Annotated in this window: 12 protein-coding genes; 9 read left to right on the top strand and 3 right to left on the bottom strand. The window is 61.8% G+C overall.

The annotated features are described in order from the left end of the window. Window position 1 precedes the first annotated feature (1 nt). From QRN42_RS00215 to QRN42_RS00250, 8 genes are all read left to right on the top strand, one after another. Window positions 2–1,222 (top strand): acyl-CoA dehydrogenase family protein, encoded by a 1,221-nt coding sequence (locus tag QRN42_RS00215; protein WP_284977473.1) that lies wholly within the window; start codon window positions 2–4, stop codon window positions 1,220–1,222. A gap of 55 nt (window positions 1,223–1,277) precedes the next feature. Further along, window positions 1,278–1,733, top strand: a complete 456-nt coding sequence (locus QRN42_RS00220) for a MaoC family dehydratase (RefSeq protein ID WP_026542563.1) — start codon at window positions 1,278–1,280, stop codon at window positions 1,731–1,733. A 37-nt stretch (window positions 1,734–1,770) separates the two neighbouring features. Further along, a complete protein-coding gene (locus QRN42_RS00225; protein WP_284977474.1) occupies window positions 1,771–3,096 on the top strand; it encodes an MFS transporter in 1,326 nt (441 codons plus the stop codon). A gap of 11 nt (window positions 3,097–3,107) precedes the next feature. Next, window positions 3,108–4,661 (top strand): o-succinylbenzoate--CoA ligase, encoded by a 1,554-nt coding sequence (menE, locus tag QRN42_RS00230; RefSeq protein ID WP_284977475.1) that lies wholly within the window; start codon window positions 3,108–3,110, stop codon window positions 4,659–4,661. Between the two features lie 158 nt (window positions 4,662–4,819). Beyond that, window positions 4,820–5,314 (top strand): DUF805 domain-containing protein, encoded by a 495-nt coding sequence (locus QRN42_RS00235; protein WP_284977476.1) that lies wholly within the window; start codon window positions 4,820–4,822, stop codon window positions 5,312–5,314. A gap of 118 nt (window positions 5,315–5,432) precedes the next feature. Beyond that, entirely contained in the window at window positions 5,433–6,638 is a 1,206-nt protein-coding gene (gene lhgD, locus QRN42_RS00240; protein ID WP_284977477.1) for an L-2-hydroxyglutarate dehydrogenase, read from the top strand. A gap of 104 nt (window positions 6,639–6,742) precedes the next feature. Then, entirely contained in the window at window positions 6,743–7,045 is a 303-nt protein-coding gene (locus QRN42_RS00245) for a DUF4193 domain-containing protein (protein WP_284974137.1), read from the top strand. 129 nt (window positions 7,046–7,174) lie between these two features. After that, the gene (locus tag QRN42_RS00250; RefSeq protein ID WP_284977478.1) at window positions 7,175–7,720 is read left to right on the top strand and encodes an AMIN-like domain-containing (lipo)protein; all 546 of its coding nucleotides are present in this window, start codon (window positions 7,175–7,177) and stop codon (window positions 7,718–7,720) included. 92 nt (window positions 7,721–7,812) lie between these two features. On the opposite strand, the gene QRN42_RS00255 is transcribed toward QRN42_RS00250, so the two are convergent. Further along, window positions 7,813–9,384 (bottom strand): APC family permease, encoded by a 1,572-nt coding sequence (locus QRN42_RS00255; protein WP_284977479.1) that lies wholly within the window; start codon window positions 9,382–9,384, stop codon window positions 7,813–7,815. Between the two features lie 360 nt (window positions 9,385–9,744). After that, a complete protein-coding gene (gene map / locus QRN42_RS00260; protein WP_284977480.1) occupies window positions 9,745–10,521 on the bottom strand; it encodes a type I methionyl aminopeptidase in 777 nt (258 codons plus the stop codon). A 179-nt stretch (window positions 10,522–10,700) separates the two neighbouring features. On the opposite strand from map, the gene QRN42_RS00265 reads away from it, so the two are divergent. Further along, window positions 10,701–10,922 carry a hypothetical protein gene (locus tag QRN42_RS00265; protein WP_284977481.1) on the top strand — a complete coding sequence of 74 codons (222 nt, stop codon included), beginning with the start codon at window positions 10,701–10,703 and terminating at the stop codon, window positions 10,920–10,922. A gap of 26 nt (window positions 10,923–10,948) precedes the next feature. Here QRN42_RS00265 and QRN42_RS00270 read toward each other — a convergent pair whose 3' ends face one another. Next, a complete protein-coding gene (locus QRN42_RS00270) occupies window positions 10,949–12,169 on the bottom strand; it encodes an amidohydrolase (RefSeq protein ID WP_284977482.1) in 1,221 nt (406 codons plus the stop codon). Window positions 12,170–12,239: the final 70 nt, after the last annotated feature.

A 12,239-nucleotide genomic window follows, 5' to 3' on the forward strand; every position in this document is an offset into this window, starting at 1 on the left:
GATGAGCACGACAGTTGCCGATGAGCGGCTCTTCGCGACGGCGGACTGGTACGACGCCGAAGCACTCCTCACCACCGAGGAACGTGCCGTGCTGGCGCGGTTACGGAATTTCCTTGACGCGGAGGCGAAACCGCTACTGGCCGAGTACTGGGAACGGGGCGAATTCCCGGATCAGCTGGCGCAGCCGCTTATTGATCTGGACCTGATGGAACCTGCCGCGCTGACCACCAACGGCCCGGCCCGGGGTATTTACCATGGCTTCCGGATCTTCGAGCTGGCTCGAACGGATGCCTCACTGGCCACCTGGTACACAGCCCAAGCCGGGCTGTTCCGGACGGCCATCCGGGTTGGTGCCTCCGAGGAGCAGCAAAAAGAGTGGATGCCCCGCGTGGTGGATTTCTCGCTCAAGGGCGTGTTCTCGCTGACCGAACCGGAGCACGGCTCGGACATCGCCGGCGGGCTCGCCACCACGGCTCGCTTCGAACCGGGAGTCGACGGCGGGGGCGGCGGAGGTGCTTGGGTTGTGGACGGCGCCAAGCGGTGGATCGGGGGTGCCACCACGGCGGATGTGCTGTGTGTATTCGCCCGGGACGTCGCCGACGGTCAGGTCAAAGCGTTCCTCGTGGACCGGCAGGCTCCCGGGGTGGGCTTGGAAAAGATCCAAGGCAAAACCTCCTTGCGGATGATGCAGAACGCCCATATCACCCTCGACGGCGTGCGCGTTCCCGAGGCCATGCGCCTGCACAACGTGAACTCGTTCAAGGACGTCGCAGCGATGCTTCGGGCCATGCGCTCCGACGTAGCCTGGATCGCTACCGGCATCCAAGCCGGGGCTTTCGAGGCCGCATTGTCTTACGTCAAAGAGCGCCAACAGTTCGGCCGCCCTGTGGGGTCCTTCCAACTGGTCCAGGAAAAACTGGCCCGCATGCTCGGAAACATCACCGCGTCGCTCTCTCTGGTGGTGCGCCTGACCGAACAGCAGGGCCGGGGGATCTACCGGGACCAAGACTCGGCCTTGGCCAAGATGCAGACGAGCCTTCTGATGCGGGAGACCGTCGCCCTGGCCCGCGAAGTGGTGGGCGGCAACGGCATTACGCTCGCCGCCGACGTCGGGCGTTTCCACGCCGACGCCGAAGCCGTCTATTCGTACGAGGGGACCCACGAGATCAACGCCCTCATCATCGGCCGGGCGCTTACGGGCGAGAGTGCCTTCACCCGCTAACCCGGTCGCTTTTTACGGACAACTTTCCACAAACAACCACTACCAGGAGGCAATGATGCCCAATCTCGTCGTCGATTTCGACACGCTGCTCACCATGTCCGGCAAGGACCTCGGCACCACCGACTACCGCGAAATCACCCAGCAACAGATCAACCTGTTCGCCGACGCCACCGATGATCAGCAGTGGATCCACGTTGACCCCGAACGCGCCAAGGACGGCCCCTTCGGCGCCCCGATCGCGCACGGGTTCCTGACCCTGTCCCTGATCATCCCGTTCTGGGGTGAGCTGTTCGACGTCGACGGCGTCACCACCAAAGTCAACTACGGACTGGACAAAGTCCGCTTCACCTCCCCGGTCAAAGTGGGCTCCAAAGTCCGCATGAACGGCTCCATCGCCGAAGTCACCGAGGTCAAGGGCGGCGCCCAAATCAAGGTCAACGCCACCATCGAAATAGAAGGGCAGGAACGCCCCGCCGTCGTCGCCGAATTCCTCGCCCGCTTCTACAAATAAACAAACCCAACCCTCCCTCCTCTCCCAAGGAACAGCCATGTCAGGACGCACTGCTCTCGCTCAGTCGAGCACGGCCACCAAGCGCAAAGAGGCGCGTACGGTCATCTTGTCCAGCTATCTGGGCAGCACCATCGAGTTCTACGACTTCCTGCTGTACGCAACCGCCGCGGCAGTTGCCTTTCCGAAAGTCTTCTTTGCGGGAACCGACGAGTGGGTGGGCGTCGTAGCCGCCTACGCCACGTTCGCCGCCGGGTACGTGGCGCGTCCGCTCGGAGGAATTATCTTCGGGCACTTCGGTGACAGGATTGGCCGTAAGGGGATGTTGATCATCTCGATGGCCATGATGGGTATCGCCTCGACCTTGATCGGCGTAGTGCCCGGAACCAGTGTCATTGGGCCGTGGGGCGCAGTGATACTGGTGTTCTTACGGGTCTGCCAGGGCATCGCCGTCGGCGGTGAATGGGGTGGGGCCGCACTCATGGCCTTGGAGCATTCGGACCCGAAGCGCCGTGGCTTCGCGGCATCGTTCGTGAACGCCGGCGCGCCGACAGGTGCGGTCCTCGGCACTGTGGTGATGGGAATCTTCTCGGCCCTCCCGCAGGGCGCTTTCCTCGCGTGGGGGTGGCGCGTGCCCTTCCTCCTGTCCTTTGTGCTCCTGGTGGTTGGCATGTTTGTCCGGCTCCGGGTTTCTGAAAGCCCGATCTTCGCCGAAGCCGTGGCAAAGGAAAACTCCCAAGGCACCAAGCGCAAGATCCCGCTGCTGGAAGTCCTCCGCAGGCCCAAGGCATTGCTCATGATCATGTTTGCTGGAGCGGCAGGCTTCGGCCTCCAGGTAGTCCTGCCCACGTTCTCTGTCACGTTTGCAGTGTCCAAGGGAGCGCCACAGCAGGGTGTGCTCTATGCATTCGCGGGAGCCTCCGCTATTTCCATCCTCTTCGTCCTACTCGGCGGCAGGATGTCGGATCGATTCGGACGCAGGCCGGTCATGGTGACAGGACTGGCACTGTTCGTGCTTTATCTCTTCCCAATGTTCGGCATGCTCGGTTCGGGCAACATCGGCTTGATCTTCCTGGCATTCACGGTGGCCTTGATCCTGCATTCATCCCTGTACGGGCCGCTCGCCGCCTTTGTCTCCGAACAATTCGGGACCACCAACCGGTACACAGGTGCTGCTGTGGGGTACCAACTGGCCACCCTGATCGGTGCCGGCTTCACGCCGGGCATCGTGGCCGGGTTGTACAAGGACGGCGGCCAGAGCATCGTCCCCGTGGTGGTGTTCCTGGCGGTCATGTCAGTGGTCTCCATTGTCTTCATCCTGCTGACACGGGAATCTAAGAACAACGACCTCACCACGGTCAGTTAGGAGGACTCACCATGGACAACAACGGAGTTGGCTCGTGGCTGCATCGCCGACGCATCAAATCCGCGGCAAAGGTGGCGCTCATCTCAGGCGAGCGGACCCTGAGCTACGCAGAACTCGCGGACAGGGCAGACCGGCTGGCCGACGCACTCCACAACAGGGGAGTGAGGAAAGGAGACCGGGTTGCCTACCTCGGCGAGAACCACCCTTCATTCGTGGAAACGTTCTTCGCTTGTGGACTGCTCGGCGCCATCTTCGTCCCCTTGAATACCCGGTTGACTGCGCATGAACTCCAGTTCCAGCTCCAGGACTCGGGGGCGCGGCTCATGGTCAACGCGGCAGCCCTGGACAACGTGGCGGCGGCGTCCTTGGTGGACACTGCGGTAACCCACCGCCTCGTGGTGGCATCCGACGTCGGCAGCTCCGTGGCTGTCGTCCCTGAGCTGCCGGCCGGCGTCGAGCATTACGATGCAGCGATCAGCGCCGCCGCAGGCGCGCCCACGGATGAGCCGGTGACCCTCGACGACGGTGCCATGATCCTGTACACCTCGGGCACCACAGGCAAGCCAAAGGGTGCGCTGCTGACCCACGGCAACATCACGTGGAATTGCATCAACACCGTGGTGGACATGGACCTGAACCGGAACGATGTTGCCCTCATGATTTCGCCGCTGTTCCATGTGGCCTCCTTGGACATGGGTTTGCTGCCGATGCTGCTCAAGGGAGCAACGGTGGTGCTGGAGTCCAAATTCGACGCCGGAAGGGTGCTGCAGTTGGTGGGTCGCCACAAAGTCACCACTCTCAACGGAGTTCCCACCACGTTCCAGATGCTGTGCGACCATCCGGACTGGTCGACGGCGGACCTCAGCTCCTTGGACAAGCTCACCTGCGGAGGATCCGCGGTTCCGGCCCGCGTGCTCGATGCCTATGAACAGCGGGGCGTCGGCTTCACGAACTGCTACGGAATGACCGAAACAGCCCCCGGAGCCACCATGTTGCCCGTCTCCCGCTCCAAGGACAAAGCAGGCTCTGCCGGGTTGCCACACTTTTTTACCGACATCCGTATCGCCGATCCCCTGGGTGGACCGGCCCCCGCGGGCTCAGTAGGGGAGATTCAAATTTCCGGGCCAAACGTCATCAAAGAGTATTGGAACAGGCCGCAAGCCACGGCGGAAAGCTACGCGGATTCGTCCTGGTTCCGTTCGGGTGACATGGGCTGCCAGGATGATGAAGGCTTCCTGTTCGTGTCCGATCGGATCAAGGACATGATCATTTCCGGAGGTGAAAACGTCTACCCGGCCGAAGTGGAGGCAGCTATCGCGGAACTGTCCGCTGTTGCGAGTGTTGCCGTGATTGGCGTAGCCGATGATAAATGGGGTGAAGTTCCACGGGCGATCATTACCCTCCGCGAGGGCCAGTCACTCACGGAAGAGCAGCTGCGCTCGCATTTGGACGGTCGCTTGGCAAGGTACAAGATTCCAAAATCCGTGGTGTTTGTCGAGGAGATGCCCCGGACGGCCAGTGGAAAAATCCGCAAAATGGACCTGCGCCGTCAGTTCGCAACTTAAGGTTAAATTTCGCGTGGGCCGGACCGAATAACGTCCTATTAAGGTAATTCGACGTTAAATGTTTCTTTCAATATGCCTTTACCGCTGCTGCGGGCACTACGATAAGCACGACTCATCCTGAGTATGACTTATCAACACTAGCCCCGGGGGATATACCAATGAGCTACCCGCAGCAACCGCAACAGACACAACCTTATTCAGCACAGGCCGGCGAGCCGCCGCTTTGGGCTCCCTACTATGGCGCCCCCATTGGTGCCGCAGTGAAGCGTTTCTTCAAGAAGTACACGGCCTTCACGGGACGGGCGAGCCGCAGTGAATACTGGTGGTGGACTTTGGTTTCGTTCATCGTCAGCACGGTCCTGAACATCCTCGCGTCGGTTATCGGTGCGGCCGGAGCAACGGTCTCCGATTCCGGTGCTACGGTTCCGGGTGCTGGGGCCATCCCGTTCTACATCCTTCTCGTCATCTGGGGCCTTGCGACGATCATCCCGTCCTTGGCGCTGCTGGTCCGCCGTCTGCACGACGGCAACTTCAGCGGCTGGCTGGCGCTGCTGGTGCTTGTGCCTTTCCTCGGCGCACTGGCAGTACTTGTGCTCTCGCTCTTGCCGTCCAACCCGGCCGGCCAGCGCTTCGACCGGCCCACAGCCGGCTAGCAGTACCCGCAAAGAAGGGGCGGCGCACTTTTTGTGCCGCCCCTTTCGCATGCCGCCCTTTCGCGTGCCGTTCGTGCGATGCTGTGGAGTGAGTTGGACCCCAACGGTGAGGAGTGCCATGTCTGCCGCAACGATCAAGCGATGCGCCGTCATCGGGGGCGGAATCATCGGCGTCGCCGTAGCCCGGGAGTTGGCCAACAAGCTCGACGGCGTCCAGGTCACCATCTATGAGAAGGAAGACCGCCTGGCCGCCCACCAGACAGGGCATAACTCCGGCGTGGTCCATGCCGGCCTTTACTACGAACCCGGCGGCTTGAAGGCGAGACTATGCCGCCGGGGGGTGGACTTGTTGCAGGATTTCTGTGCCGCCAAAAACCTCCCTTACGGGGCCTGCGGCAAGCTGGTGATCGCCCAGACGGCAACAGAAAACAAGCGCTTGGAAGCCATCTTTGCCCGCGCCCTGGCCAACGGAGTTCCGGGTGCACGGATGCTCACGGGTGAGCAGATTAGCGAGGTTGAGCCGAACGCCGTCGGGCTTTCCGCTTTGCATTCCCCGGAAACGGCGATTGTTGATTACGCGGCCATCACCAACGCCCTGGCCGAGGATGTACGCAGGCAGGGCGGCACCATCCGGCTGGGCCAGGAGGTTACCTCGCTGGAGCATCGCGGGGCCGGAGTGGTAGTGCGCACAAAGGGCGGCGAGGAAATCCATGACGTGGTGGTGGCCTGTGCCGGTCTGCAGTCAGACAGGCTGGCGCATGCAGCAGGGGAACCGGGCACCCCTCGAATCGTCCCGTTTTTTGGACAGTATTTCCTGCTCGGACCGGAATCCCGGGATCAGGTCAAAGGGCTGATTTACCCGGTTCCCGATCCCAAGCACCCGTTTCTCGGCGTCCACCTGACCAAGCGCATCGACGGCGAAATGATGCTTGGACCGAATGCTTTCATCTCCTTCGGACGCGAATCGTACACATGGAACCGCGTGAGTGTCCGTGACATCGCCAATTACGCCCTGTTCCCGGGGTTCTGGAATTTTGCCGGACATAATGTCCCGTCCGCCATCCGCGAATTCAGAACCGTCGTCAGCAAGAAGAGGTTTATCCGCGAAGCCATGCGTTTTGTTCCATCACTGGATGGCGCGGATATTTTGCCCGGAACTAGGGGCGTTCGCGCCCAAGCGATGAATAGTGACGGTTCACTGGTGGACGACTTTGTGATCGCACGACGCCGCAACATGGTTTTGGTGCGAAACGCGCCGTCGCCGGGGGCAACGTCGTCGCTCGCCATTGCGGAGTACATCGTGGAGCAGGCATTGCAGGACTGAATGTTGCCTTCAGCACACTATTCACTGTTACCGCAGCACATGCCCTAAACTGCTTCACTGAGGTGCCGGTATGGGCGCCCTGCAGCGACGAAAGCGAACCCTTAATGGCTACTGATTACGACGCTCCGCGCAAGACTGAGGAAGAGTCTCCGGCTGACTCACTTGAAGCCCTCCAGGCCTCCCGCGTGCCGAGCGCCCAGACTGCTGTCATCGACCTTGACGAGAACGATACCGCCGAAGGAATCGACCTCCCGGGGGCGGATCTGTCCGGGGAAGAACTGACCGTTGTGGTGGTCCCCGAGCAGTCGGACGAGTTCACTTGCGCCTCTTGCTTCCTGGTCCGCCACCGTTCCCAAGTGGCCCTGGAAAAGAACGGCTTGAAGTACTGCAAGGACTGCGAAGGCTGAGAAAGTCACGGAGCCGTCACTTTCGCTGTGCATCCCTAACGGTTGAGCGCCGAAGCAGCAATTTTCCGCTCTGAACCCTCCCTGCCCTCCTACGATTGAGTTGTCAATCTTGCCTGAAGGGGGCAAAAAATGAGGAAATTCAGGGCCGGTTTAGCAGCGGTGTTCGTAGCCGCAGCATTCGGCCTGATGGCGCCGGGGCCAGCCTCGGCAGCGGCATATTGCGGGATCACGTGGGGTTCTTTGGCCAAGGCCGATCCCACCATGAGTTCCGCGCAGGTCACCAACGTCCGGACAGGCCAGCAGGCATGTTTTGACCGGTTGGTGGTTGACCTTACGGGAACAGTGGCCGGGTATTCGGTGCAGTACGTTCCCGCGGTGGTCCAGGACGGGTCCGGGATGCCGGTGCCGTTGAGGGGCGATGCCGCCCTTCGTGTGGTGGTGAATGCGCCGTCGTATGGTCCAAGTGGTCAGCCGACTTTCACGCCGTCGTCCGCCACGGAACTCGCTAACGTCACCGGGTACCAGACGTTTCGTCAGGTGGCATACGCGGGGAGCTTCGAAGGTACCACCACGTTGGGGCTGGGTGTCCGCGCCCGGCTTCCGTTCCGGGTCTTCACCCTTGCAGGGCCCGACGGCGGCTCCCGGCTGGTGGTCGACGTCGCCCATCACTGGTAACTGATCCCGCAGCGAACGGGAGGGCATACCAAAGCGGCCGGTCCGCATGGAATTTCCATGCGGACCGGCCGCTTTTTCTCGAACTGGGAAGCCTACTCAGGCACCACCAAGGCAGGGGTATCCTTGCGGATGGTCTCGCCGCGGAAGAAGCCCGGGTGTCGCCGCGCCGTGATCAGCATGACCACAACGCCAAGGGCAAGGATTCCGATCCCGATGATGAACACCAAGCCCACGCCGAAGACCTCAGAGCCGCTGCCAAAGTCCGGCGACCAACTGTCCACTGCCGTCTGGAAGAACACCACGGTAAGCACAACGCCTCCGATCACCGGGAAGAGCAGGCGCATGAACACGTTCCGGACGCTGGAGAACAAGCTGTGCCGGAAATACCATGTGCAGGCGAAGGCGGTCATGGCGTAGTAGAAGCAGATCATGAGGCCAAGGGCCAAGATGGTGTCGTTGAGGACGTTTTCGCTGACCACCTTCATGATGGCGTAGAACCCGCCGGAGATCGCGCCGGCCATGATCGTGGCGAAGCCCGGGGAGCCGAAACGGGGGCTGACCGAGGCAAAACGGGGCGGCAAGGCGCGGTAGTGGCCCATGGCCAGCAAGCTCCGGGCCGGGGAAGCCATGGTGGATTGCAGCGATGAAGCAGTGCCGGACAGTACGGCCAGCGACATCAAGATAGCGAGGGGACCCATGACGGGGGAGGCCAGGGCGGCGAACACATTCTGCTGGTTGTCAGGGTTGTTCAGTCCGATGCCGTCCCCGCCAACGCCTGCCACCATCATGGTGGCCACGATGACTGCGATGTACAGGCCCAAGACCGCGATTGCGGTGGTGGTTCCGGCTTTACCGGCAGTTCCCTTTCCGCCCTTCGTCTCCTCGTTCACCGTGAGGCAGACGTCCCAACCCCAGTACACAAAGACGGCGAGGGACATGCCGGCCGCGAACTGGTCAAAACTGCTGATCTTGGCGGGGTTGAACCAATCCCAGCTGAAGGCGATAGCGGTAGGTGAATCACCGGATGCGGCATGGGTGAGGGCCATGACGATGAAAAGCGCCAAGACGACGATCTGGAACCCGACCATGCTGAATTGCACCAGTTTGGTTGCGTGCAGGCCGCGGTAGCTCACCCATACGGCAAGTGCCACGAACACCAGGCAGGTGAGGATATTCAAGGCTTTGTTGGAAGTCAGGTCCGCCAGGCCGGGATCGTTGAAGACCTGCGCCAGGAAGAGGTAGAAGAAATCCACCGCCACGCCAGCGAGGTTGGACAGCACGATGATGTTGGCCGCGAGCAACCCCCAGCCTCCCATCCAGCCGACGAAAGGACCGAACGCCTTGGTGGCCCACGTAAACGTAGTGCCGCTGTCCGGGGAATCCGCATTCAGCTCACGGTAAGCGAACGCTACGAGGATCATGGGGATGAAGGCGACGATAAAGATTGCAGGCAGTTCTACCCCGACGGCGCCTACGGCCGGACCCAGTGAGCTCGTGAGGCTATAGGCCGGGGCAACGGAGGAAATACCGAGGACGACGACGGCGAGGAGGCCCAGTTGGCCGCTCTTGAGTCCTTTGCCGCTAATACCATGTTCTGTTCCGGCGGCGTCTGCCCCGTCATTGGGGAGGGAAGCGCCGTTCTTGCGGCCGATGATTTGGCTCATGTCAGTGACCTGTTCTTGAAGAAGCCGGTTGCTGTTGGGTGGGGAAGTCGATACCGCCGTCCCGGGTGCGAGCCCGCGAGCGTGGGGCTTCGAGGCAGGAAAGTTCAATCATGTGGGGCGTTTACTCCGTGAGACGACGATCACTAAATGAATAGCGTTCATTTAGTATGGCCGCTGTCACGACTAAGTGCAAGGGGGCGCCTGTTGCCAGGCTTCTTGTTACGCGTCTGGGCGGCGTCGCGCGGTCGGTTGATCCGCCGTCCGTTGTTCCCGCCGTCGGTTGATCCGCCGTCGGGCGCGTTCTCCCGACGGCGGCTGTTCCCGCAGTCTGAGGGCGTGTCAGTTATTGCTGTCCGTGAGTCAGCCCTTTGACGGCAACGTGAGGATTTCTGCTCCGGTTTCGGTGATTGCGATGGTGTGCTCAGTATGGGCAGTCCGGCAACCCGTCGCGCTGCGGAGCGTCCAGCCGTCGGCGTCGGTGACGAGCTCGGCCGTATCCGCCATGACCCACGGTTCCAGTGCCAGCAGCAGGCCGGGCTGCAGTTGGAATCCGCGGCCGGGCCGGCCGGCGTTGGGTACGTGGGGATCCTGATGCATGGTCGAACCGATGCCATGGCCGCCGAAATCAACGTTGACCGGATATCCGGCCTCGGAGAGAACGGCGCCGATGGCGAATGAAAGGTCTCCGATGCGGGCCCCCGGCCGGGCTGCGGCGATCCCCGCGTCCAAGGCACGGCGGGTTGTCTCTATCAGTGCCACGCTCTCGGCTGGCCGGGAATCTCCAACGATGAAGCTGATGGCAGCATCGGCGGCTATTCCACGGAGGGTCACTGCGAGATCGAGCGTCAGCAGGTCACCGTCTGCAAGGTTGTAGTCGTGCGGCTTCCCATGCAGGACTGCGTCATTGACTCCGGTGCAGATGTAATGGCCAAACGGTCCACGACCAAACGACGGGGCATAGTCGACGTAACACGATTCAGCACCTGCGCCGAGGATCATCGACTTGGCCCACTGATTTATCTCCAGGAGGTTCGTGCCTACTGCACACCGTTCCTTGAGTGCCTGCAGAATGTCCGCGACCAGAGCACCTGCTGCCTTGGCTCGCAGCAATTCGTTGGGGCTAAGGATCTCGATCATGCGGCACCTATCGTCAAGCGTCCAATAACTATCCCGGCCATATTAGTGTGGGCGCAAATCAACATCCGGACCAGTTGAACTGACGCCGGCAGTTTTATAGACCGGCAGTGTTAAAAACAAGTCGACATCCGGTCCAGCTGCGAGGAACATTAAAGGACAGCCGTGGAAGGAGGTTGGTCATGTGCTACGCGTACTATGACAACTTCGAGCGGCGCACGAAGAAGGACTCCGCGCGCAAGCCCGAGATGCACCCAACTGAGGCAAAGGTGGAACAGGAGCCGCAGGCTCCGCCAAGGAAGCCCCCGCAGGCAGAAGGATCGCCGTGGTCGTTCCTGGTCCGCCGTCGTCGTGAATCCGAGGTAACCGAGCCAGCAACGGAGCGTGTCCGCCAGAACGCCTAGTTCCGTCCGCTGGTGGCGAGGTTCCGTCAGTTAGTGGCGAGGAATTCCCGCGCAGCTGTCACCAGTGCCTCGGTGCCATGAGTCAACGTCGGCTCGATGACAGGTGCAAAATGCGGGGAGTGGTTCGACGGGATGTCTTCCGGAAGGCGTCCCGTCGTCGCCCATTCCTGGAATAACGCCGGATCAGCGCCGCCGAGGAACCAGAAGACCAACGGAGCCCCGGCACCCTTTGCCAAGGCGCCCACATCCTCGCTGCCCGACACCGGGCCTGGGTCGATGATGTGGCCGGCGCCGAACTTCGCTTGGAACGCCGCGGTCACCCGACCGGCGGCCGCCTCATCGTTGAACGTCAACGGAAAGTGGTCCTCATAGCTGAACTCGGGCTCCCGGGGAGCCCCGGAAGCAGCGGCTTCGCCGCGGACCACCCGCTCAATGGAGCCCAGCACCTTGTCCCGGGTGGCGTCGTCGAATGAACGCACGCTCAACCCCAACGTGGCCGTTTCGGGGATGATATTGTTCTTGGTCCCTGAATGGATCTGCCCCACCGTGACCACCGCGGAATCGCTGGCGGCAAGCTCGCGGGAAACGATGCCCTGAAGCCGCACCGTTGCGGCAGCTGCCATGAGGACCGGATCTACAGTTGTTTCGGGTCGGGATCCGTGGCCACCTCGACCATGCAAGGTGATGGTCAGGGAGTCTGCGGAAGCCATGGCGACGCCGCCCCGGAGGCCCAACCAGCCGGCCGGGAACGGAGCTACGTGCTGGCCGAGGACGACGTCGGGCTTTGGCACCAAACCGTACAGTCCGTCATTCACCATTGCCTCAGCGCCGCCGCCCCATTCTTCCGCCGGCTGGAACACCGCAATCAGCGTTCCCCGCCATTCCTGCCGCGCGGAAGACAAAGATTCCACGGCCCCGAGCAAGCAGCTCACATGCACATCATGTCCGCAGGCATGCATCACGGGAACTTCATTCCCCTCCGGGTCAATGCCAACTTCTGCGCTGGCGTAGTCCAAGCCCGTGGCTTCCTTGACCGGCAATCCGTCCATGTCAGCACGCACCATGACCACCGGTCCCGCCCCGTTCTCAAGCACACCCACAACACCGGTTTTCCCGATGCCGCGATGCACCGTGAGGCCTAGTTGCTCAAGATGGCCGGCCACAATCCCGGCCGTTCGGACTTCCTGGAACGACAATTCCGGATGCGTGTGCAGGTCGCGGTACAGCTCTTGGAGGTCCATGCCCACAGCTTATCCACTGCACCACGCCGCGCTGCTTCAACAACTGCGTAGGTGGCCGGTCGCGGAGCACACTGGA

This window comes from Arthrobacter sp. fls2-241-R2A-200, assembly GCF_030209745.1.
GTDB lineage: Bacteria > Actinomycetota > Actinomycetes > Actinomycetales > Micrococcaceae > Arthrobacter.